General features: G+C 35.6%; 33 protein-coding genes. 21 read left to right on the forward strand and 12 right to left on the reverse strand.

Going from position 1 to position 19,611, the window contains the following annotated elements; genetic code table 11:
* Positions 1 to 36: 36 nt before the first annotated feature.
* A complete protein-coding gene (locus L2716_RS06465; RefSeq protein ID WP_236332897.1) occupies positions 37 to 1,401 on the reverse strand; it encodes a YjiH family protein in 1,365 nt (454 codons plus the stop codon).
* A gap of 354 nt (positions 1,402 to 1,755) precedes the next feature.
* Here L2716_RS06465 and L2716_RS06470 point away from each other — a divergent pair, with 354 nt between their 5' ends.
* Positions 1,756 to 1,854 carry a YjcZ family sporulation protein gene (locus tag L2716_RS06470; RefSeq protein ID WP_236332899.1) on the forward strand — a complete coding sequence of 33 codons (99 nt, stop codon included), beginning with the start codon at positions 1,756 to 1,758 and terminating at the stop codon, positions 1,852 to 1,854.
* Positions 1,855 to 2,012: 158 nt separating this feature from the next.
* Positions 2,013 to 2,234, forward strand: a complete 222-nt coding sequence (locus tag L2716_RS06475; protein ID WP_236332901.1) for a spore germination protein — start codon at positions 2,013 to 2,015, stop codon at positions 2,232 to 2,234.
* Between the two features lie 78 nt (positions 2,235 to 2,312).
* On the opposite strand, the gene L2716_RS06480 is transcribed toward L2716_RS06475, so the two are convergent.
* From L2716_RS06480 to L2716_RS06505, 6 genes are all read right to left on the reverse strand, one after another.
* A complete protein-coding gene (locus L2716_RS06480) occupies positions 2,313 to 2,741 on the reverse strand; it encodes an Hsp20/alpha crystallin family protein (protein WP_236332903.1) in 429 nt (142 codons plus the stop codon).
* Between the two features lie 21 nt (positions 2,742 to 2,762).
* A complete protein-coding gene (locus L2716_RS06485) occupies positions 2,763 to 2,996 on the reverse strand; it encodes a spore germination protein GerPB (protein ID WP_236332905.1) in 234 nt (77 codons plus the stop codon).
* Positions 2,997 to 3,007: 11 nt separating this feature from the next.
* The gene (locus L2716_RS06490) at positions 3,008 to 3,382 is read right to left on the reverse strand and encodes a spore germination protein GerPE (protein WP_236332907.1); all 375 of its coding nucleotides are present in this window, start codon (positions 3,380 to 3,382) and stop codon (positions 3,008 to 3,010) included.
* A 4-nt stretch (positions 3,383 to 3,386) separates the two neighbouring features.
* On the reverse strand, positions 3,387 to 3,566 hold the full coding sequence (locus L2716_RS06495) for a spore gernimation protein GerPD (protein ID WP_236332909.1): 180 nt from the start codon (positions 3,564 to 3,566) through the stop codon (positions 3,387 to 3,389).
* The gene (gene gerPC / locus L2716_RS06500) at positions 3,556 to 4,191 is read right to left on the reverse strand and encodes a spore germination protein GerPC (RefSeq protein WP_236332911.1); all 636 of its coding nucleotides are present in this window, start codon (positions 4,189 to 4,191) and stop codon (positions 3,556 to 3,558) included. The genes L2716_RS06495 and gerPC overlap by 11 nt, the downstream gene beginning before the upstream one ends.
* A gap of 103 nt (positions 4,192 to 4,294) precedes the next feature.
* The gene (locus L2716_RS06505; RefSeq protein WP_236332913.1) at positions 4,295 to 4,519 is read right to left on the reverse strand and encodes a spore germination protein; all 225 of its coding nucleotides are present in this window, start codon (positions 4,517 to 4,519) and stop codon (positions 4,295 to 4,297) included.
* A 142-nt stretch (positions 4,520 to 4,661) separates the two neighbouring features.
* Here L2716_RS06505 and L2716_RS06510 point away from each other — a divergent pair, with 142 nt between their 5' ends.
* Positions 4,662 to 4,886 carry a spore germination protein gene (locus L2716_RS06510; protein ID WP_236332914.1) on the forward strand — a complete coding sequence of 75 codons (225 nt, stop codon included), beginning with the start codon at positions 4,662 to 4,664 and terminating at the stop codon, positions 4,884 to 4,886.
* A gap of 28 nt (positions 4,887 to 4,914) precedes the next feature.
* Entirely contained in the window at positions 4,915 to 5,379 is a 465-nt protein-coding gene (locus tag L2716_RS06515) for an Hsp20/alpha crystallin family protein (protein WP_236332916.1), read from the forward strand.
* Between the two features lie 59 nt (positions 5,380 to 5,438).
* On the opposite strand, the gene L2716_RS06520 is transcribed toward L2716_RS06515, so the two are convergent.
* Entirely contained in the window at positions 5,439 to 6,830 is a 1,392-nt protein-coding gene (locus L2716_RS06520) for a S8 family peptidase (protein WP_236332918.1), read from the reverse strand.
* A 308-nt stretch (positions 6,831 to 7,138) separates the two neighbouring features.
* Between L2716_RS06520 and gvpA (L2716_RS06525) the strand changes: the two genes are divergently transcribed.
* The 14 genes from gvpA (L2716_RS06525) to gvpU are packed head-to-tail and all read left to right on the forward strand — an operon-like array spanning position 7,139 to position 13,707.
* A complete protein-coding gene (gene gvpA, locus L2716_RS06525) occupies positions 7,139 to 7,396 on the forward strand; it encodes a gas vesicle structural protein GvpA (RefSeq protein WP_236332920.1) in 258 nt (85 codons plus the stop codon).
* A 50-nt stretch (positions 7,397 to 7,446) separates the two neighbouring features.
* Positions 7,447 to 7,836 carry a hypothetical protein gene (locus tag L2716_RS06530; RefSeq protein ID WP_236332922.1) on the forward strand — a complete coding sequence of 130 codons (390 nt, stop codon included), beginning with the start codon at positions 7,447 to 7,449 and terminating at the stop codon, positions 7,834 to 7,836.
* A gap of 36 nt (positions 7,837 to 7,872) precedes the next feature.
* Positions 7,873 to 8,316 (forward strand): gas vesicle protein GvpQ, encoded by a 444-nt coding sequence (gene gvpQ / locus L2716_RS06535; protein ID WP_236332923.1) that lies wholly within the window; start codon positions 7,873 to 7,875, stop codon positions 8,314 to 8,316.
* A 25-nt stretch (positions 8,317 to 8,341) separates the two neighbouring features.
* Positions 8,342 to 8,602: a gas vesicle structural protein GvpA gene (gene gvpA, locus L2716_RS06540; protein WP_236332925.1), complete on the forward strand. Its 261-nt coding sequence runs from the start codon at positions 8,342 to 8,344 to the stop codon at positions 8,600 to 8,602.
* Positions 8,603 to 8,654: 52 nt separating this feature from the next.
* Positions 8,655 to 8,921, forward strand: coding sequence for a gas vesicle protein GvpO (gene gvpO, locus L2716_RS06545; protein ID WP_236332927.1), 267 nt, complete (start codon positions 8,655 to 8,657; stop codon positions 8,919 to 8,921).
* Positions 8,922 to 8,944: 23 nt separating this feature from the next.
* Positions 8,945 to 9,859, forward strand: a complete 915-nt coding sequence (gvpN, locus tag L2716_RS06550) for a gas vesicle protein GvpN (RefSeq protein WP_236332929.1) — start codon at positions 8,945 to 8,947, stop codon at positions 9,857 to 9,859.
* A gap of 22 nt (positions 9,860 to 9,881) precedes the next feature.
* Positions 9,882 to 10,652 (forward strand): GvpL/GvpF family gas vesicle protein, encoded by a 771-nt coding sequence (locus tag L2716_RS06555; RefSeq protein WP_236332931.1) that lies wholly within the window; start codon positions 9,882 to 9,884, stop codon positions 10,650 to 10,652.
* On the forward strand, positions 10,649 to 10,906 hold the full coding sequence (locus tag L2716_RS06560; protein WP_236332933.1) for a gas vesicle protein GvpG: 258 nt from the start codon (positions 10,649 to 10,651) through the stop codon (positions 10,904 to 10,906). The genes L2716_RS06555 and L2716_RS06560 overlap by 4 nt, the downstream gene beginning before the upstream one ends.
* Entirely contained in the window at positions 10,876 to 11,718 is an 843-nt protein-coding gene (locus L2716_RS06565) for a GvpL/GvpF family gas vesicle protein (protein WP_236332935.1), read from the forward strand. Before L2716_RS06560 ends, L2716_RS06565 begins: the two co-directional genes overlap by 31 nt.
* A gap of 17 nt (positions 11,719 to 11,735) precedes the next feature.
* The gene (locus tag L2716_RS06570; RefSeq protein ID WP_236332937.1) at positions 11,736 to 11,984 is read left to right on the forward strand and encodes a gas vesicle protein; all 249 of its coding nucleotides are present in this window, start codon (positions 11,736 to 11,738) and stop codon (positions 11,982 to 11,984) included.
* Complete coding sequence (locus L2716_RS06575; RefSeq protein WP_236332940.1) at positions 11,971 to 12,255, forward strand: gas vesicle protein K; 285 nt, start codon at positions 11,971 to 11,973, stop codon at positions 12,253 to 12,255. The genes L2716_RS06570 and L2716_RS06575 overlap by 14 nt, the downstream gene beginning before the upstream one ends.
* A gap of 52 nt (positions 12,256 to 12,307) precedes the next feature.
* Positions 12,308 to 12,637, forward strand: coding sequence for a gas vesicle protein (locus tag L2716_RS06580; protein WP_236332942.1), 330 nt, complete (start codon positions 12,308 to 12,310; stop codon positions 12,635 to 12,637).
* A gap of 17 nt (positions 12,638 to 12,654) precedes the next feature.
* Positions 12,655 to 13,257 (forward strand): GvpT/GvpP family gas vesicle accessory protein, encoded by a 603-nt coding sequence (gene gvpT / locus L2716_RS06585; protein WP_236332944.1) that lies wholly within the window; start codon positions 12,655 to 12,657, stop codon positions 13,255 to 13,257.
* 33 nt (positions 13,258 to 13,290) lie between these two features.
* Complete coding sequence (gene gvpU, locus L2716_RS06590) at positions 13,291 to 13,707, forward strand: gas vesicle accessory protein GvpU (protein ID WP_236332946.1); 417 nt, start codon at positions 13,291 to 13,293, stop codon at positions 13,705 to 13,707.
* Between the two features lie 378 nt (positions 13,708 to 14,085).
* Here gvpU and L2716_RS06595 read toward each other — a convergent pair whose 3' ends face one another.
* Both L2716_RS06595 and L2716_RS06600 read right to left on the reverse strand, forming a co-directional pair.
* The gene (locus L2716_RS06595; protein WP_236332948.1) at positions 14,086 to 14,364 is read right to left on the reverse strand and encodes a hypothetical protein; all 279 of its coding nucleotides are present in this window, start codon (positions 14,362 to 14,364) and stop codon (positions 14,086 to 14,088) included.
* A gap of 333 nt (positions 14,365 to 14,697) precedes the next feature.
* Positions 14,698 to 16,317, reverse strand: a complete 1,620-nt coding sequence (locus L2716_RS06600) for an ABC-F family ATP-binding cassette domain-containing protein (RefSeq protein WP_236337818.1) — start codon at positions 16,315 to 16,317, stop codon at positions 14,698 to 14,700.
* 292 nt (positions 16,318 to 16,609) lie between these two features.
* On the opposite strand from L2716_RS06600, the gene L2716_RS06605 reads away from it, so the two are divergent.
* A complete protein-coding gene (locus tag L2716_RS06605) occupies positions 16,610 to 17,305 on the forward strand; it encodes a SatD family protein (RefSeq protein WP_236332950.1) in 696 nt (231 codons plus the stop codon).
* 2 nt (positions 17,306 to 17,307) lie between these two features.
* Positions 17,308 to 18,198 (forward strand): DUF3307 domain-containing protein, encoded by an 891-nt coding sequence (locus L2716_RS06610; RefSeq protein ID WP_236332952.1) that lies wholly within the window; start codon positions 17,308 to 17,310, stop codon positions 18,196 to 18,198.
* Positions 18,199 to 18,258: 60 nt separating this feature from the next.
* Here the strand turns inward: L2716_RS06610 and L2716_RS06615 are convergent, their stop codons facing one another.
* Complete coding sequence (locus tag L2716_RS06615; RefSeq protein ID WP_236332955.1) at positions 18,259 to 18,756, reverse strand: DoxX family protein; 498 nt, start codon at positions 18,754 to 18,756, stop codon at positions 18,259 to 18,261.
* Between the two features lie 217 nt (positions 18,757 to 18,973).
* On the opposite strand from L2716_RS06615, the gene L2716_RS06620 reads away from it, so the two are divergent.
* Complete coding sequence (locus L2716_RS06620) at positions 18,974 to 19,162, forward strand: hypothetical protein (RefSeq protein ID WP_236332957.1); 189 nt, start codon at positions 18,974 to 18,976, stop codon at positions 19,160 to 19,162.
* A 58-nt stretch (positions 19,163 to 19,220) separates the two neighbouring features.
* Here the strand turns inward: L2716_RS06620 and L2716_RS06625 are convergent, their stop codons facing one another.
* Positions 19,221 to 19,598, reverse strand: coding sequence for a PH domain-containing protein (locus L2716_RS06625; protein ID WP_236332959.1), 378 nt, complete (start codon positions 19,596 to 19,598; stop codon positions 19,221 to 19,223).
* Between the last annotated feature and the right edge of the window lie 13 nt (positions 19,599 to 19,611).

Genomic DNA, 19,611 nt, shown 5'->3' on the forward strand with positions numbered 1-19,611 from the left:
TTGAGAATTTGTTTATTCTCGTCAGTCGCTCATTTATTAAAATAGGATATGTGCCATCAATACAATGACAGGTAGTGTAATTAATGTTCTCTCAATAAAGATCAGCACTAAGTCTTTGAAATTAACAGGTATTTTCGAACCAAGTAATAACCCACCAACCTCAGACATGTAGATTAACTGTGTTACTGAAAGACTAGCGATAATAAATCTGGTCATTTCACTTTCTATGATTTCAACACCTATAAGTGCTGGTAAGAACATGTCAGCAAACCCAACAACCATCGTTTGTGCGGCTTCAGCTGCCTCTGGTACTTGCATGATTTGAAGCAATGGAACAAATGGTGCACCTAACCATTCAAACACTGGTGTATTCTCTGCAATAATCAATGCGATAGTACCAATCGCCATTACAATCGGAATGACAGCCATCCACATTTCAATGACATTTTTGAATCCACCTTTTATAACTGCATCAAAGCTATTTGTCTTCTTCGCAGTCAGTGCAGCTGATTTAAGTCCCCAGGAGAACATTGACATCCCCTCAGGAATTTCTTCATTTTTTTGTATATCAGAATCGTTAATATACGTTTTCTTTTTGTTTGATAATGGTGGAATTCGCGGCATAATAAGAGCTGCAACTAAGCCAGCAACAACAATTGTCAAATAGTACTGAACAAAATATGCATCTAATTCCATATGTTTCAAGACAACAATACTAAATGTAATTGAAACGACGGAAAATGTAGTTCCAATCACAGCAGCTTCACGTTTTGAGTAATTGCCTTGTTCATATTGTTTACTCGTCAGTAATACACCGATCGTACCATCCCCAAGCCATGATGCAAGGCAGTCAATTGAGGATCGTCCTGGTAAGGTGAATAAAGGTCTCATTATTTTGGTTAACAATGTTCCAAATAACTCTAATAGACCAAAATTAAGTAACAATGGAAGAAATAATCCAGCAAAGAGAAATACCGAAAACAAGACTGGGATTAGATCTTGGAGAAGAAGTCCGCCCGTTCCTCCAGACCAAACGTACTCTGGACCAATTTCATATAATGTCATAATTGCGAAGATCATACCTAAGATTCTAGCAATCACCCAAATTGGTTGTACATTGAATAAAGAATTCAAAAATGGTTTGTCTTTGATCATTGCTGGTTTCATAATCGAACCAATTAAAGTGAAAATGACCGTAAGGGATATAATCACAGTCATGATCAATGGAATCTTACCATCCAATAGTTGTTGTACCCAATCGGCAAGAATTGCGACCGGAATTGTAACTTCTCCATCAACATTAATTGGAATCATAAATAAGAAAATACCGATTAAAGATGGAATAAGGAATTTAAGATAGTCTAATGGTGTTATGTTTGAGTGTTTATACTCTTTGTCCATCCGGTTGCTCACCTCTACATTGTATTTGTTTATCTTTAAACTAGTTTGTTTACTTGTGCAACGAAAATGTTTCAACATGAATATTCATGTGAAATGCATAATCATTACCATCAATTAAACAAAAATAGAGATGAACGAAGTGCATCTCTAAAAACGAAACAGCATAATTATAACATACTTAAATATTCTAAAAAAGATGAAATTTCGATCATAAACGGGATGAATTCCGAAAAAATACATGATAACTTTACAAAATATCGCCACTTGTCCCTATCAAAACATGTACTTTTACATAGTATGTATTGAAAAGAATATTCTTTCAGGATGTTCTTTTAATGACCTAACGGAAGGAGGATGTCTTTCATGGGTTACGGATATGGAGCTGGTTTTGCTTTGATCGTAGTATTGTTTATTCTCCTTATTATTGTAGGAGTTGCTTTTGTAAGCTACTAAAAGCAAGTTACTTAGGTTAGCATGAGGAGTATGAACTCCTTATGCTTCCTAATCATAAAGAGAATTATTTATAATAATCATATTTGAGGGTTGGCCTATTTATTTCAGGTGGGTCCGACTCTTTTTCTTTTGACTTCGTTAGATAAAGGAGGACAAATATGCCTTCCATAATAGTGGGTCCCATCAAAATATCTGCAGTCAATGATGGGAATGTAAACTTCGGGGATCTATTTTATAATTCACCTGTTTCGTCTTCTAAATCTGTGACAGGATCAGGTGGGGGGAACACTGGTGATTTCTCTCAAGTAAACAATTTATTCAGTATTGTTGTTGCAATTGACCCAGATGTTTCGGATAGTAACAATGTTGGCAACGTGTAATGATAAGGGGCTGCCCATAATACATCTTTCTCAATATTCATGAGAGAATTACGGCAAACATGCGGGCAAGCCCATTACTCATTCACCTTGATCTTTGATTTGTACTTTTTTCTTTGGTCGATCATCCGTCAATAAACGATATAGTCGTATATAAAGAACACCCTTATGATAGTAGGCGTCTATTGGGTCTTCTCTAACCGAGTAGGGTAAGCTTACGTCACGCTCAAATCTTCCTTGAAATATCTCATCTTGCTTAATGGACATCCCATGTGTATGCAATGAAGTATTTCCAATTAGCTTAATTGAACTTTTGTATACATATACCTCTACGTCCTCGACGTTATTTAATCCAGGTAATGAAACAAGACAGAGCAATTCGTTTTCTGATTCATAAATATTCACTTGCGGACTTTGTTTCTGTTGTTGGTTGTGGTCAGGAAAGAAGCTCTGATTCATATATTTATCTGCTACTTGTTTCCATTCCATCATCTTTGACCATGAGTCCATGTTATCTCCTCGCATTAATTGTTAATCTTTCCTTGGGCCACTTAGTGGTACAAGCGGACCTTCAAATGAAGTTTCGACAATACTACCAAATGGGTTTTCAATAGCTGGTGCGGGACCTACGAATTCTCCGGTATTTCCTAAATAAGAGACCGGTTTGATGACACCACTCGTTCCAATTTGAAGAACAGAAGAGTTGGATAATCCATCAATACGAATGGTTTGTATTGAGATGGTTTGATTGACATATACATTCATTCCAATCCCTCCTATTCGTAAGGATCAACTGTAAATTGACGAATGTGCTTAACTCTTGCTTCGGCTGATACATAATCTGTTTTACCTATATGAAAAGCTGAAGAAGCAGCAATACCAATTACTTTTATTGAGTTGACGTGAATGGCTGGAACTTCATGAACCGTGTTAACAGGAATGCATTCATGTTCGATCTTCGGAAAAGGAAATGTAAACATTGGATATTGATCAAACGTATGCTCATCAGGTTCAACATAAGTCGATTCTTGTCTCTGTACAGCAAGTGCTCTAGAAGAAGGGGTTAAAATCCGTGTATCACCAACTTCAAATATGGATGCAGATACCATTGAGATAATCTCGACATTTTGGACAATTGACGTTCGATCCATACGATTATTCCTTTGATAATGGAACGAGTGGCGTACCGATTATTAAGGATTCAGGAGGCGTATCAAACATGGATTGACAATTAATCACTTCACTATCTCCAACTAATAACATTGCGGATGTACCAATTCCAATAATACGAATATCTCCAACAGAGATGTCCTTATTGACTACGTTAAGTTCCATCCTTATGACCTCCTTGAGATTTTTTCTTTTCATTATTTATATATATTTCAATACCTGTTAAGATATCTTTTTTAATTTGAGTCATGATACGATCAACCTCTTGATTTGGATTCTTTTCCGCTTTATCTCGCTTGGTCGCCATCATATAATGTGGAAGTCTCTGACTCATTTGTTTTTTAATATCATCAATAATTAACTTTCTTTGTGATTCAGGCAGTGTATATGCTGACTTTTGTTCTACTTTTTGTATATCCTTGAAAACGTCATAGTTTAAATAATGGTCAACACCTTGATTCATCCATTGATACATTTCATCGGTAAATGGGGTAGTCGGTGATTTCTGCTGATTCACTTGAAAGTTGCCACCATTTACACCAAGATCTTCAATATTTTCGAAACCATTTCCACCAGGCGTTAAACCGATGTTTAATGTTCCTTCAAGTGTTTCTATCTTTAATTGGTCAAATTTATATTCAATGGAAGTGTTGGGCGAGGATTTTAATTGCGTTATTTCGTTTTGGAGAGTTGTGATCATGCTTTCTAAAGAATTTGTTTTTTCTTGCAATTGTCTTATGAATTCTTCAAGCTGCATAATCCTTTGGTGTAATTCATTTGGATAATTCAAGCGCCCATCACCCCCTTATACCTAACCTATGCAAATCGGATAACAATTTAACACCACTCTGCATAAATAAGTGAAACAAGTATATAGAAGGATGGGGGATCTACTACCCTGCATTACCGATGTTGCTATTATCGACAACATCAGAATCAATCGTATGCGTAACACTATATCCGTTATTGACTTGTAAGTAGTCACCTGTGTTAAATGATCCTGCCCCGGCGAAAGTTTTATTAGAGCTTTGTGGTGACATATGATAGACATCGCCTACATTGAATATTGCTGTCCCTGATATTTCATTAATCTTTATAGCTCCAACCATTGCAGGCATAAATATAACACCCTTTAACATTCTATTTACATCAACATATGCATTGACCTAGATGGGTGTTAAAAGGTACCACTTGATTTGTTGATGCATACACTATTTTAGGAAAATCAGCCTAAGGGAGTTCCTAAGGAGGGTGATACGAATGCCATCAGTAATATTAGCTCCAATAAAAATTAGTACTGTCTCAAGTAATGGGACAGTGAATTTTGGTGATACCTTATACATTTCACCTAAATCTACTTCTAAATCTGCAAGTGGTTCGGGTGGGGGGAATACAGGCGACTTTATGTTAGTCAATAACTTCTGGAACATGACAAATACATTAGATCCAGATATTAGCGATTCAAATAACTTAGCCAATCTTTAATACTTTTTTTAGGAGGGAGTAGGGTGGTATGGACTTTTGGAAAGATCAACTGAAAAACTTGTTTAATGATGAAAGACTAGATGGTCTTATTAAATCTCTTGATCAGCAGCTAGAGCATTCACTTAAGGAATTTGATCAACACTTAAACCATTTTCATTCTAACTATTTCTTTCAGGTGGAAAGTACTGAAGATGAAAATGAAATTATTATCGAAGCAACCTTACCAGTAGGAGAAGAGGATAAAGTAAAATTAGATATGGTTAATCATCAACTACGAATATTAATACAACGTTTTGAAACGGAGCAAATTCAAAATAACAATGGAGAATTACTGAAGAAAGAAAATTTCTCAAAACGTATTGAAAGATATCTACCATTGCCAGCAAATGTTGATACTGAAAGCATTAAGGCGGCCATGTCAGGTAATCGTTTGACTGTAAAAATACCTAAGATTGTGAAACAATCTCAAATTATTGACATCGATCTTGAATAGTTTTGAATGTAAAAGAAGTGAACAATTGGCTAATTCAGCTAACATTGTTCACTTCTTTTTTATTTAATATTCTTAATCCATTCTTTTACCTTCGCAAAAGGACGATCCTTCTCGTTTGCATATTTTAATGCTGCGGAAACGTTAATAATGCCGTGACCCGTATATTGATCCTTTCCTGGGTTACCTACATCGTCTGTTGTGTCTTTAATAATCTCGATGATTTCTTTGTTTGTTAATTGAGGCTGAGAAGATCGGATTAATCCAGCAAGTGCAGCTACATGAGGAGTAGCCATGGAAGTGCCTGATAAAGAAGCATATTGTCCTTTTAAATAAGTACTCGCTATATCAACCCCTGGTGCAGCTACATCTATATATTCTCCGAAATTTGAAAAATCAGCTCTTGTTAATTCAGTATTAACTGCTGCAACACCAATGACTTTATCGAATGCTGCAGGGTAACTGATTTGATTCGTGTTTTCATTTCCAGACGCAGCAACAAGAATCACATCTTTTTCAAATGCATAATCAATAGCTTCTTTCAATGCTTTAGATGATTTGTAATTCCCTAAACTCATATTAATCACGTCAGCACCGTTTTCAACAGCCCAACGAACGCCTTTTGCGACATCGAACGAAGTACCATACCCTTCAGCATTCATTGCTTTAATCGGCATAATTTGATTGTACCAAGTGATGCCAGCAACCCCAAGGCCATTATTCGTTTCAGAAGCAATAATTCCTGCCACATGTGTACCATGACCATTTTCATCATTTGGAAGTGGGCTGTCATTTAAAACATTGTATCCTTTAACAATTCGCTTAGACAAATCAGGATGTTCAAGGTCAATCCCAGTATCAATAATTGCAATCGTGACATCCTCTTTGCCTCTTGTAATTTCCCAACCTTCTTCAGTACGAATGGCTGGCAAGTTCCATTGATATCTTTTATAAAGTTCATCATCAGTTTCGTTTTGCAAATAAATATAATTCGGTTCAGCATATATCACATTGGACTTTTCAGAAAAATAATTAATCAATTTAGGCGTAGTGAACATTTCAGATTTAATAATGTATGTGGAGTCTAGCTGCTTGATAACCTTTGCGCTAATCTCATTAGCCCAAAGAGTTAGCTCTCTTTGTGTAGGCTTGGTTTTAAATTTAACGGTTACTTCATGGTTTCTGTAATGACTACTCACTTTCGTCTTGTGCTTGATCACACCAATTGACTTACTAGTATCTAATTTTCGAACTAAATTCTCCCCATACTGAATAGAGTCCATCACTACCAGTTGTTGAGATTGTTTCGTTTCCATCTGATTTGGAATAATACGTTTCTTCGTTTCGTTTTGCTGTATGAACGGGGCTTCAACTTGACCAGCAGGATAGAAAATCATTATTCCTGCAATGGCTACTAATACGACTACTGATAAAGTCCAACTATTCTTTCTCATCCCTAATACCACCTTTCTCACATTGTTAGATTGCGTATGTAGGGATGAAAATATTTACTGCAATTTTTATATAGTTATTTTTGTTATGAAATTGTTACTCACATTTCATTATCCTACATATCTCTCACCAGTAAAGGATTTGCTTATTACAAATAATCATTATTATAAAATATTATCGTAATAAACTTGGTTTCATACTTGCATAATTCCATCCGAAAAGTTTCGAGATGAATTCACATGGGGTATAACCCCTTTATAAGACCCAACAAATATTCATCACCAATATCATAAGAAAGGAGCTTGTAACTATGAGTGTTCAAAAGACAACCGACAGCTCTAGCTTGGCAGAGGTGATCGACAGAATCCTAGACAAAGGGATTGTAATTGATGCATTTGCAAGAGTTTCTCTTGTTGGGATTGAAATATTAACAGTTGAGGCAAGAGTCGTCGTAGCAAGTGTTGATACATGGTTAAGATACGCAAATGCGGTAGGATTGCTTCGAGACGATGTACAAGAAGAAGGATTTGTTGAACAAAACAACCAACAAGCGCGGTTTAGTATTTAAAACCAAGCCTATAAAATAAAAGGATTTAGTAAAGAAAGGATCAGATACGAATGAAAGAGGATAAGAATAATGGAGAAAATAGGCGACAAAAAAATACAATAAATTTTGCAATTGCAGGTGGAATTGTAGGTTCAGGAATTGGGTTACTGACTTCCTCAAATACAAGGAAACAAATAGCCAGTACGGTAGGTAATTCAGAATTAATAAAAGGTACTGGAAATGAATTGAGAAGAACCGTACAACAAATATTCATAGATCAAGCAATGTTGACCATAAAAGAAGCTGCATACAACTATAGAAATAAAAGTGATCGTACCGTAGAGACAGACAATCACATCAATGCTCAGTATCAAGAATTAAAAGATGAAAATAAAGCACTAAATGAAAATTTACAACGAATCGAAGAGAAGTTAGATGCATTGTTGCAAAGTGACGAATGACAAGTAAACACCTCTGATTTACTAAAAGGAGGTATTATGTCTAACCAACCAGTAAAAAAAGTATTCAAAAAGGCTGCGGAGAAAGCGATAGAGAAAACACCCTCATCAGTTAAGGAAAAAATAAAAGATGAAGTGCAGGAACAGGCTGCAGATCATTTAGAAGAAGAAGTTCATTCAAAAGTAAGTTCAGCAGCTGAACATCTTGCAGAAACAAAACAAAAGAATGCAGAAAATGTGCATGAAAAAGCAGAATCCGCTAAAGAGAATGTACAAGATGTCTTATTATCAGTTAAAGACAAGCTTGGAAAAGTGAAAGAAGCAGGAGAAGAGTTTCAAGAAAAGATGTCTTCAAGTAAAGATGATAAAGAAGTGAAAAGCGCACAGCAGATCAAAACTGCGAATGATATCAAGCGTTCTAAAGATATTAAAAGTTCTACCAATATAAAGTCTTCTAAAGACATCAAGACTTTAGGATCATGATGTTCATAGAAAGGAGAACGAAAACATGGCTGTTCAAAAAACAACAGATAGCTCTAGTTTGGCAGAGGTAATTGACCGAATTTTAGACAAAGGAATTGTGATTGACGCCTTCGCTCGCGTATCAGTGGTAGGTATTGAAATCCTGACAGTAGAAGCTAGGGTAGTCATTGCAAGTGTTGACACATGGCTTCGATATGCAGAGGCAGTCGGTCTGTTAAGAGATGAAGTTGAAGATGAGGGTTTACCTACCCAATCAAATGAAAGAAATAGACAATTTAGCATTTAACACGCAGGGGGGTTAGACCCCCTTTTTCTCAAGTAAACGATGGGAGGCAACTATGAAAATAAAAAAGATCATGAACAATGTCGCACAATTTTTCGAAGAACATGTAGCTCCTCCACATAAGATTACCTCTGTAGAGACAACAGAGAAAGATGGCTGGAAAGTAATGATTGAAGTGATTGAGGAAAAGGAATATATGAAGAAATATGCTAAGGATGAAATGGTCGGTACGTATGAAGTGTTAATCAATAAAGACGAAGAAGTTACGTCTTTCAAAAGACAGGATATACGGTACCGAAGTGCAATTGGTGTTGAAAGTTAGTCCAACAACAGATGGAGGCTCCAATGGCTGAATTAAATGAATCTAGCAATAAACGTTTAAATTCCTTCATATATGATCAACAAACAAAAAATCTCCACTCGCGATTGCTTCGTTATATGAAGGCAGGATATCCCATACACTTAACAGGACCTACAGGGACTGGGAAAACCTCGCTTGCCCTTTCATTGGCAAAGAAACGCAGGAGACCCGTTATGCTTATGCATGGTAATCATGAATTAGATAACCAGGATTTAATTGGAGGTTTCACAGGATATAAGAGTGAAAAAGTGATTGATCATTTTGTTCGCTCCGTTTACAAAAAAGATGAGAGCGTATCTGAAGAATGGAAAGATGGTCGGTTACTTGAGGCAGTCAAACACGGTTATACACTTATTTACGATGAATTTACCCGCTCTAAAGCAACAACTAATAATATTTTCTTATCCATTTTAGAGGAAGGTGTTCTGCCACTGTACGGATCTAAAGAGACCGAACCTTTTTATAGAGTACATCCTGAATTCTCAGTAATCTTTACGAGTAACCCCGAAGAATATGCAGGTGTATACAAAACACAAGATGCATTATTAGACCGGTTGATTACTATTTTTGTGGAGAATAAAACCACTAAACAGGAAGCTTCAATTCTTTCACATAAATTAGGATTGAATGATCGAGATGCCAACACTATCACTGAATTAATTAGCCGATTACGAAAGCATAGTTCAGGTGAGCACAGTGCACCGACGTTAAGGTCATCATTAATGATTGGAAAAATTGCTATAGAAGAGGATATCGAAATCGATGGTGAGGACAGGGAGTTCCAACAACTATGTATCGACTTATTACGTGCACCTATGAGCCGACTGCTAGAGTCTGACCATCCGATAACTACAGCAAAAGAATTAATTATTCAAGAGTGCAAAAATATAGGGAACTGAACGTAGGAAGGACGATGATAACATGAGTGAACAGAGTGAAACTGGCATTTATATTTTTTGTGGCATCCAAACGGATCAAGAAGAGATGAATGAAATAATAGAAGTAGAAGGCAAAAAGACGGATCTCTTCTTAATTCATTACAAAGATGCTGCCATGGTAGCAGCGGAAGTACCTTTGAAAATATACCAACCTAACAAAGAAAACTTAATGATGCATCAACATACAGTCTCTAAAGTTATGAAACAACATAGAACAGTGATTCCGATCAGTTTTGGAAATGTGTTCAACTCTCGAGAAGATGTGAAAGTGTTGTTAGAAAACTTGTATCCACAATTGACAAAGCTGTTTCCAGAAATACAAGACAAGATCGAATTAGGACTAAAGGTCGTCGGGAAGAAAGACTGGCTTGAAAGCATTGTGAAAGAAAGTCCTGAATTAAAACAACATGCAGAGTCTGTTAATGAGAAATCAGAGGCAGCGAGTTATTATGAACGTATTCAATTAGGTGGAATTGCACAAAAGCTAATCGCATCTATACAACAGGAAATAGAGGAAGATATTTATCATTCACTTGATGATACAGCTGTTGCCTCAAAATTAAACGATCCTCTAGGTGAAAAAATGCTCTTAAATGCATCTTTTCTAATCGACTATGATCAGGAAGAACAATTTGACGAAAAGGTAAACAAAGCCCATGAAAAGTGGAAGGATAAAGTTGATTTCAAATATACTGGACCCTGGCCAGCATATAACTTTGTGAATATTCGACTAACGGTAGATGAAAATGCATGATTCATAAACTAGTTACAACCCCTATGAACCTTGTCATTAAGGTCGGAGAGAAGGTTAAAGAGGAAGCCGACAAAGAACTTTACGACCTTCCAACCATTCAACAAAAATTGATCCAACTGCAAATGATGTATGAGCTTGGAGAAATTTCAGAAGATGCATTTAAGGAAAAAGAAGAAGAGCTCTTAATAAGGTATGAAGTTGCCAAAAAGAAAGAATTTGAACAATGGGAAGAATTGACGAAGAAGAAGGACTGATGAAGGTGAACAAGTACATTTATTTATATGCCCTAACTGAAACACACCAATTAAAAGAACAATCTTTACCAATTCTAAATGGATTTGATACCTCGGAGAAATTATACACGATAACCACCAATGAGATCACAGCTATAGTATGTGACCTAGACCCGAAAGAATTCGCAGAAGAATCTATTAATAACAAAATTGAATCCGATCAAGAATGGTTACAAACCAAGGCTTTTCATCATCATGAGACCCTTCTAAAATTATTTAGTCTCTTTCAAGTTATACCTTTAAAATTCTGCACCATTTATGAAAACGAAAAAAATCTAAAAGAAAAGATCAATTCGAACGAAGAAGATTTGAAGCAAACCTTTAAATCGCTTGAAGGTAATGAGGAGTGGAATTTAAAGATATACTGTGACGATGATCAATTGAAACGAAATGTGTTCAAACATAATGCTACTGTTGAAGCTAAAAGACAGGAAATAAGGACTCTTACACCTGGAAAGCAATATTTTGAAAAGAAAAAAATAGACAAGCTTGTTGAGGTAGAAGTTGAAAATGAGAAAGAAAAGATATGCCATTCTCTTCACGAAAATTTAAAGCAATACGCTGAAGATGCATCAATCAAAAAGAATTGGAGTCAAAATGCGACAGGGCGTAAGGAACATATGGCTTGGAATAGTGTATTCTTAATTCCAAAATCCAGAGTAAATCAATACTTGAAGGAAATAGCAAAGATCGAAGAAAACTTAACCACAAAGGGGTGGAGGATTGAAGCTACTGGACCTTGGCCACCGTATCATTATTCAAGTTTTTCATGAAGAAAGGGGTTACTATGATGCCACCAAATCATTCTATAGAAAATAAAGACGTCGCACTGATTGATATTTTAGATGTGATACTTGATAAAGGTGTAGCCATTAAGGGAGATATTATCATTTCAATTGCAGGTGTAGATTTAGTGTATTTGGATTTACGCTTATTAATTTCCTCTGTTGAAACGCTCATCCATTCAAATCCTAAGACTCAAATGTCATCTGCTGTACTTGATCGTCAAAAGGAGGAACTCACTCATGCAATCAATTAGCCATGGGGATAGTAGAATCAACATTGAGCCAGAAAAAGCAGAGCAAGGGCTGGCTCAGTTGGTATTGACCGTAATTGAATTACTGAGACAGATTGTAGAAAGGCATGCCTTAGCACGTGTTGAAGGTGGGACTCTTACAGATGAGCAAGTTGAAAGCCTTGGAATTGCCTTGATGAACCTTGAGGAAAAGATGGATGAATTAAAAGATACTTTCGGGTTAGAGGCTGAAGATTTGAACATTGATCTCGGACCGTTAGGGAATCTCTTATAGTTTAACGTGGAATTATATTGATCAAAAAAGAGCGACTAAGGAGGGATAACTGATGCCTGTAGATCATCCTGTTCAATCTAATACGATTGTTGATGTACTAGAAAAGGTGTTGGATAAAGGGGTTGTAATTGCTGGTGATATTCGAGTAGGAATAGCGGATGTTGAGCTACTTACAATAAAAATTCGGTTAATTGTAAGTTCCGTTGATAAAGCAAAAGAAATCGGTATGGATTGGTGGGAAACGGATCCATACTTGAGTTCAAAAGCAAATGAACACAAAACGAAAGCATTAGAGGAAGAAAACAAAGAACTTAAGGATCGTCTTGAAACTATTGAAGCCGAATTGAATCAACCAAATCGATTGAAAACGACAAACAAATAACGATGAGAGGTGTAAATATGAATAGTACTGATCAAAACCAAAACAGTAATAATGGAGTACCCATTAAAAGGACGCTTGCAGGCGGAATTTTAGGAGCTGCTTTCGGATACATTGCCACACCAGAAAATAGAAAGAGGCTAATAGCGAAAGTAGATAAAGATAAAATGAAAAACAATAGCATTCGATTGAGCAATAAAGCAAAAGAATTATCGAAACAATCTATACAAAATATTAAATCGAATACTGCTGATTACTTTAGAAGAAGAACAGATGAAGAAACGAATGATCATTCTGATACTGAAATTAGCGCTACGGTTGAACCAATTGAAACAGAAGAATTGCAGCAGGTAATGGAAGAGAATAAAGAATTGAAGAACAGACTGAATAAGCTAGAAAGTAAACTGGATCAATTAAGTGAAGTGACTGAAGATCGTAGAAAGAAGGAAAAAAATTCTTCGAATACACAACAAAAGAAGAATAGTACAAAGTCCAAAACAACTTCTACAGGCAATAACAAAGGATCTAATAAAAATAAGAACGATTCTAAGAAAGATAAAGATACTGGAAAAAAAGCGAAAAAAGATACTGCACTTTCAAGCAACGATGATACATCTTCTTAATTTCAAAATTATGAAAGTAAAGGAGCGATTGCATTGAGTACACAAGTTCAATCAAAGGATAGTATTTTAGAATATTTTGTACAAGCTTCTAATACACAAGATTTTTCATTAGATATCACTTTGAACGTCAATGGTTCCGTTGTATCCGGAACACTGATATCAGCGAAAGACTACTTCGAAACATTAAGTCAGAAACTTGAAGACGGTAGTGAAATTTCACAGAAATTAAGCGAACAACTTGGAGCAGCTAGTGAGACTATAGAATCTAATCCAGACGGAGAAGCTAACTTCATTCATATGAAAAATACCCGGGTATATTGTGGAGACAATAAACCTACACCTTCTAAAGGACAAATATTATGGAGAGGTAAGCTAGATGAAATCGATGGATTTTTTCTTGGAAAAATCTCCGAAACGAAAAGCAGTAGTACGAGTAAAAAGAGTTCGTAAGCTTGCGTGTGATGACGGGAAATTCCCGTCATTTTTTTATAAGAAAAAAGAATAGCTGATTCTTAATGAATCAGCTTAGTTGAAATGAAGTTAGCCGATGATATGACTTGCTAAACCGAGAAATGAGCCCGCAGAAATGCTGACGATTACCAATCGCTTACGGAACAAGGGAACACCCTCCAAACGTATTAGATTTCAAAGGAAGGAACAACAAAGGATCTTAATATGTTCATTCATTTGCCATAAATTTTAAACCTCTTCAAAATGCTGGTAAATGACAAGTTATTTATCAATATCGTAATAGTCCATAAGTTTTTCTTATAGTTCCAAGAAAAAAAAGAAGAGACGCAACAAATTACGTCTTTCAATTCCTGTCATTTATTCAACTGTTACATTTTCACAATCCTTACAGAAAATCTGATCATGTGATATGTTTTTTTCCTTAAAAAATTCTTTCACCCTATAATTTGAAAGTAATTGATTAACGATAAAACCATGTTGATCAGGGTCTTTAAGTAACTCTTGATCATATGTGTGCAAGTTCCAATGGTTTTGTTCTAGAGACCAATTCATCATCATTGTATAAAGTCTACCATTATATACAAATGCAAATCTAACTTCATCATTATGAAAAGAGCGGATGACAATAGATTCCATCGCTATACCTTCTTTCTATTTAGGATTTACATTCAATAGGGTCATACGCAGAAATGTTTTTCTAACTCAAATATTGATACGTTTTGTCGTATCAAATAAATAAAAAAACCTATATCATTACAAGATTTGATCAAATACCGGACAGTTATCTAATTTACATTATAAAGGACTTTGTATAGAAAATATATAATTCTGTCTAAAAATTACTATAATTTAAAATAAACACCCTATTATACCTATATAACATGCGTTAATCAAACCCGACGAACCATTATTTAGTAAGAAAGAGGGTGACGATCCATATGAAATGAACCGTCACCCTCTTTATGTTACTTATGAATACATTTTTTCAAGTTCTTTTTGAATGTCCTTATTTGCTAAATACTCATCATATGTCATCTGTTTATCCATCAATCCGTTATCGGTGATTTCAATAATACGATTGGCAATGGTATCAACAAATTGGTGGTCATGAGAAGCAAAAATCATAGAACCCTTGAACTTAGTTAATCCATCGTTTAATGCAGTAATCGATTCTAGATCCAAGTGATTGGTTGGTTCATCTAAAATTAATACGTTGGCATTACTAAGCATCATTTTCGATAGCATACAACGAACCTTTTCTCCTCCGGATAAGACACTAGCCTTTTTCTTAACTTCATCACCAGAGAAGAGCATCCGTCCAAGAAAACCACGCAAGAACGTGTCACTGTCATCTTCAGGTGAATACTGTCGAAGCCAATCAACAAGGTTTAAATCAGAGCCTTCGAAGTACTCCGTGTTGTCTTTTGGAAAATAAGCTTGAGAAGTTGTAACTCCCCATTTATAGCTACCACTATCTGGCTCCATCTCACCCATCAATATTTTCATTAGTGTTGTTTTTGCAATTTCATTTTTCCCAACTAATGCAATCTTATCGTCCTTATCCATAATAAAACTTACATTATCCAATACCTTTTCACCATTGATTGTCTTAGAAATGTTATCTACACGCAAGAGATCATTTCCAATTTCTCGTTCAGGCGAAAATCCAACAAATGGGTATTTACGTGAGGAAGGTTTAATGTCATCTAAGGAAATCTTATCTAACAACTTTTTACGTGAAGTTGCTTGCTTCGATTTTGATGCATTGGCACTGAATCGTGCGATAAAATTCTGAAGCTCCTTGATCTTCTCTTCCTTCTTTTTATTTTGCTCTTGTGCCATCTTCTGTGCCAATTGACTTGACTCATACCAGAAGTCATAGTTACCGACATAGATTTGAATTTTACCAAAATCAAGATCGGCAATATGTGTGCAGACTTTGTTTAAGAAATGTCTGTCATGTGAAACGACAATGACAGTATTTTCGAAGTTAATTAGGAATTCTTCTAACCATTGAGTTGCCTTGATATCCAGACCGTTCGTAGGCTCATCTAATAGAAGAATATCAGGATTTCCAAAAAGCGCTTGTGCTAAGAGCACCTTAACTTTTTGACCACCTGTTAATTCAGCCATTTTCTTCGTATGCAAGTCTTCTTTAATGCCTAAACCTTTAAGAAGGACAGCAGCATTGGATTCAGCTTCCCATCCATCATGCTCCGCAAATTCTCCTTCTAACTCTGCAGCTTTCATACCATCTTCTTCAGAAAAGTCGGGCTTAGCATAAATAGCATCTTTCTCTTGCATAATTTCATACAATCGCTCATGTCCCATAATGACTGTATTCAAAACCTCATACTCTTCATATTCAAAGTGATCCTGCTTCAAAACAGCTAAACGATGTCCTGGTGGAACGTGGACATCTCCTTTTTGAGCTTCTATTTCTCCTGATAAAATTTTTAGGAACGTTGATTTCCCAGCACCATTAGCACCAATTAATCCGTAACAATTCCCAGGAGTAAATTTTATATTGACATCTTCAAATAGTTTACGATCCGCAAACCGCAAACCAACATTTGTTACATTTATCATTTTCACACATTCCTCCATATTTCAGCTAAGAAGAGATTATATCATGTTCTGGCACATAGAGCGAGACTGTACGGTATTTAAGATAGAGATCCATATGTTAAACACTACAATGCTATAGGTCAGAAGATTATATAATCAAGACGGATGAAAATAGAGGGGGGCATTTTGAGAGTATGTCCTTCGAGACAGTCCTTCTATTGAAAAAATCCGTTTTTTTGTTATAGTTGTTATTAATGTATCAACTATAATGTTGTTGACGTTAATATATCAACTAATTGGTAGGGGTGTTTGTATGATATCTTGTATGTGTATTGCGGTAGATGTGAAAGATTCTCGTCGTTTAAATAAGGAACAATTACGCATTTCATTAATTAATTGCTGCAATGAAATCAATGCAGCATTTGAAAGAGACATCATCGTTCCATTTGATGTTCGAAATGGGGATGAATTGTTAGGAGTGATAGATCATTTAGCGGCTGGATACAACGCCTCACAAATGATTGAAGAAAAATTGTCATCTGAGAACATTTATTTATATATTGGTCTAGGAATTGGAACATTGGATACGATTGACTCTACAATCCACACAATGAATGGATCTGCTGTATTGAATGCATTTGAAGCTAGAGATCGGTTTCTGAAAAAAGTACACCCTGAAGCAAAACCATGGCTGTCAGGAGAGGAGGCAAGTACGACTTTCTTCTATATAAATGGTTACCCTTACCAATCGCTAAACGCTCTCCATTTTGCCATTTGTGAAAAGAAAGTAGGAAGAAGTGATAAACAAAAGGAAGTCCTCACTCTCATGGAAAGTCATCCAGAAGCAACCTACGAGCAAATTGGCCAGATACTTGGTTATAAATCTCCAAAGTCCACAGTTTCATATTTATTAACACGTGCTCATTACCAAACCGTACTTGCAATGGAAAATAGTCTGATTCAGTTACTCAATTATTTAGAAAATGATTGTTTGAAGGAGGATGTTTAAAAATGTTTCAACTCCTTCTTTTATTTATACTGGCTCATTTTATTGCGGATTTTGTCATACAATCAAACGCAATGATTCGAATGAAAAAGACCCATCTACATAAAGGGCTATTTTTGCATATAATAACTCATTTTATTCTAATGATTGGGGTTGCTTTAGTATTTATCATCTTTATTAAAAGGGATATCGGTCTAGTCATACCTGTCGGAGTTGCGATTATCCTCATTCTTATTCTTCATTATTTAATTGATTGGACAAAGGAAATATTGAATAAAAAGAGTGGAAAGGTTGTAGTTAGTGCTTCACTTTTTATATTTGATCAATTCGTTCATATCATATCAATACTTTTTATTTTTCAATTGCTAGGACTAACAGCGTTCCAATATTCAGAAATGGCTGATGTCATATTGAGGTTTTTGTTTGAAGGAGTGGAGCTCTCAGATCTATCTAAACTATTTGCTATTTGTATCATAATCGTTCTGGCAACAGAAGGAGCAGGTTATTTCTTAGGTATTATTCTAAGAAATCTAGGACCTAGTCAAACATTGAATAAAAATATGTACAGCATTACGGATGAAAAGACAGAAATAAAGACCTACTACAATGAGAAAGGAGAAGAAGTGAACGAAGTAACAACCTTGAGGACCGACCAATTCTATCGAGATTCTCCAAAACAAATCGGTAGATATATCGGCATGATTGAACGTGTTTTAATAATGATTTTCATTGTTCAAGGCATTCCTCATGGGATGACATTTCTAATTGCAGTCAAATCATTAACTCGGTTCAAACAATTTGAAAGCAAAGCTTTTGCTGAATATTATTTAATTGGAAGTTTATTAAGTGCAACCATCGGAATTGTACTTGGATATGCCATTTTAAGAATTATATAAGTTGTTAAAAGAATGACCCAAGCGCAGATTGCAATTGCGTTGAGTCATTTTTTTTATCTATTAAGCAAAAGGGGCGTTGGAGGATGAAGTTTCTGTTGATGAATGATGTTTCCATTTTCTCCAACGATCTAATCCAATTTTAGCAGCATTATAGCCTGCTACAAGGGTAATAAAACCTAAAATGACCATCAAAGGATTCTGACCTGCAGATCCAGAGAACATGTACGAGAAATTCATAAGTAAGCCCATGAGAATGGATAAGCTCGTAAACAAACCTAATATTAATCCAACGCCTACTAGAAATTCTCCCCAAGGTACTAAGATATTAATAATCGATACATTCGGTAAGGCAACTTGCTCTATAAAATCTGCCCACCATGGTAGTACTGCTGGGTGTTCACCTTTAGCATTCGCGAGAGCACCTTTAAGATATCCAGATGCATCGAAAGAACCCGTTATTTTCCCCCAACTTGCACTTAACCATAAGAATCCCAAATAAATGCGAATGATTGTGAGAAGGTAACTTGCGATTGTATGATTTCTTAATACAGACAACATCTTTTTACTCACCTCCACTAATTTTTCCTTAAGGAAACTTTTTGAGTTACATGCACATTGTATTAAGGAAGAATAAACATTTCAATGGATTATGAAATAAATAGTTCGAATTGATTAATGATCTGGTGGTTATTGTAAGAACATGTTTCGGGTGTATAAATTTCTGGTTTCGTAAAAACCTATTATTAATCTGGAGGCAATTAAAGGAGGAGTAACGATGAGTCACAAGCGTAATGATCGACAAGAAGCCGTTGAAAAGACTGCGAAAAACATTAAAGATGGTGCTGATACCGCATTTGATAATGTTCAAAATGCCGTTGAGGCAACTGAAAGTGCTGCAATGAATGCAGTAGATAAAACAGCTGATGCAATTAATAAACAAATCGATAAGAATAAATATCAATAGTAAAAAGAGTGCAAAAAAAAGGATTGGCAGATGATTTGTTCAACGCCAATCCTTTTTTCTATTGATTTACATATTTCGCTAATGACCTTTGTACGTCATAGATACTCTTATCTTTTCTAAATTGCTTTGATAGTGGTTGTGAGTGACCTGAAATGTAAATTTTCAACTCAGCATCCATGTCGAATGTGCCCGCTGTTTCAACACTGTAGTGTGTAACACTTCGGTAGGGAATGGAATGATACTCAACCTTTTTCCCAGTTACACCTTGTTTATCGATCAATATGAGCCTTTTATCTGTAAAAACAATTAAATCACGTATGATTTTAAATGCTTTCTCAACACGTTCTTCATCCGTAATGATTAACTCGAGATCTTTGGCAACTGCGTTTAAATCCGCTTCAGAAGCATTTCCCATTAATCCATCCAAAATTCCCATCTCAATTTCCTCC

Source organism: Pseudalkalibacillus berkeleyi (assembly GCF_021608225.1).
Lineage (GTDB): Bacteria > Bacillota > Bacilli > Bacillales > Fictibacillaceae > Pseudalkalibacillus > Pseudalkalibacillus berkeleyi.

Coding starts and splice junctions, on each gene's coding strand:
- gvpA (WP_236332920.1), top strand. CDS start 7,139: ATGAGTGTTCAAAAGACAACCGACAGCTCTAGCTTGGCAGAGGTGATC.
- L2716_RS06615 (WP_236332955.1), bottom strand. CDS start 18,756: ATGTTGTCTGTATTAAGAAATCATACAATCGCAAGTTACCTTCTCACA.
- L2716_RS06570 (WP_236332937.1), top strand. CDS start 11,736: ATGCCACCAAATCATTCTATAGAAAATAAAGACGTCGCACTGATTGAT.
- L2716_RS06480 (WP_236332903.1), bottom strand. CDS start 2,741: ATGGACTCATGGTCAAAGATGATGGAATGGAAACAAGTAGCAGATAAA.
- L2716_RS06575 (WP_236332940.1), top strand. CDS start 11,971: ATGCAATCAATTAGCCATGGGGATAGTAGAATCAACATTGAGCCAGAA.
- gvpT (WP_236332944.1), top strand. CDS start 12,655: ATGAATAGTACTGATCAAAACCAAAACAGTAATAATGGAGTACCCATT.
- gvpQ (WP_236332923.1), top strand. CDS start 7,873: ATGTCTAACCAACCAGTAAAAAAAGTATTCAAAAAGGCTGCGGAGAAA.
- L2716_RS06560 (WP_236332933.1), top strand. CDS start 10,649: ATGATTCATAAACTAGTTACAACCCCTATGAACCTTGTCATTAAGGTC.
- L2716_RS06555 (WP_236332931.1), top strand. CDS start 9,882: ATGAGTGAACAGAGTGAAACTGGCATTTATATTTTTTGTGGCATCCAA.
- L2716_RS06610 (WP_236332952.1), top strand. CDS start 17,308: ATGTTTCAACTCCTTCTTTTATTTATACTGGCTCATTTTATTGCGGAT.
- L2716_RS06520 (WP_236332918.1), bottom strand. CDS start 6,830: ATGAGAAAGAATAGTTGGACTTTATCAGTAGTCGTATTAGTAGCCATT.
- L2716_RS06595 (WP_236332948.1), bottom strand. CDS start 14,364: ATGGAATCTATTGTCATCCGCTCTTTTCATAATGATGAAGTTAGATTT.
- L2716_RS06580 (WP_236332942.1), top strand. CDS start 12,308: ATGCCTGTAGATCATCCTGTTCAATCTAATACGATTGTTGATGTACTA.
- L2716_RS06510 (WP_236332914.1), top strand. CDS start 4,662: ATGCCATCAGTAATATTAGCTCCAATAAAAATTAGTACTGTCTCAAGT.
- L2716_RS06495 (WP_236332909.1), bottom strand. CDS start 3,566: ATGGAACTTAACGTAGTCAATAAGGACATCTCTGTTGGAGATATTCGT.
- L2716_RS06565 (WP_236332935.1), top strand. CDS start 10,876: ATGGGAAGAATTGACGAAGAAGAAGGACTGATGAAGGTGAACAAGTAC.
- L2716_RS06470 (WP_236332899.1), top strand. CDS start 1,756: ATGTCTTTCATGGGTTACGGATATGGAGCTGGTTTTGCTTTGATCGTA.
- gvpN (WP_236332929.1), top strand. CDS start 8,945: ATGGCTGAATTAAATGAATCTAGCAATAAACGTTTAAATTCCTTCATA.
- gvpA (WP_236332925.1), top strand. CDS start 8,342: ATGGCTGTTCAAAAAACAACAGATAGCTCTAGTTTGGCAGAGGTAATT.
- L2716_RS06465 (WP_236332897.1), bottom strand. CDS start 1,401: ATGGACAAAGAGTATAAACACTCAAACATAACACCATTAGACTATCTT.
- gvpO (WP_236332927.1), top strand. CDS start 8,655: ATGAAAATAAAAAAGATCATGAACAATGTCGCACAATTTTTCGAAGAA.
- L2716_RS06620 (WP_236332957.1), top strand. CDS start 18,974: ATGAGTCACAAGCGTAATGATCGACAAGAAGCCGTTGAAAAGACTGCG.
- L2716_RS06530 (WP_236332922.1), top strand. CDS start 7,447: ATGAAAGAGGATAAGAATAATGGAGAAAATAGGCGACAAAAAAATACA.
- L2716_RS06600 (WP_236337818.1), bottom strand. CDS start 16,317: ATGATAAATGTAACAAATGTTGGTTTGCGGTTTGCGGATCGTAAACTA.
- L2716_RS06505 (WP_236332913.1), bottom strand. CDS start 4,519: ATGCCTGCAATGGTTGGAGCTATAAAGATTAATGAAATATCAGGGACA.
- L2716_RS06490 (WP_236332907.1), bottom strand. CDS start 3,382: ATGGATCGAACGTCAATTGTCCAAAATGTCGAGATTATCTCAATGGTA.
- L2716_RS06485 (WP_236332905.1), bottom strand. CDS start 2,996: ATGAATGTATATGTCAATCAAACCATCTCAATACAAACCATTCGTATT.
- L2716_RS06625 (WP_236332959.1), bottom strand. CDS start 19,598: ATGGGAATTTTGGATGGATTAATGGGAAATGCTTCTGAAGCGGATTTA.
- L2716_RS06515 (WP_236332916.1), top strand. CDS start 4,915: ATGGACTTTTGGAAAGATCAACTGAAAAACTTGTTTAATGATGAAAGA.
- L2716_RS06475 (WP_236332901.1), top strand. CDS start 2,013: ATGCCTTCCATAATAGTGGGTCCCATCAAAATATCTGCAGTCAATGAT.
- L2716_RS06605 (WP_236332950.1), top strand. CDS start 16,610: ATGATATCTTGTATGTGTATTGCGGTAGATGTGAAAGATTCTCGTCGT.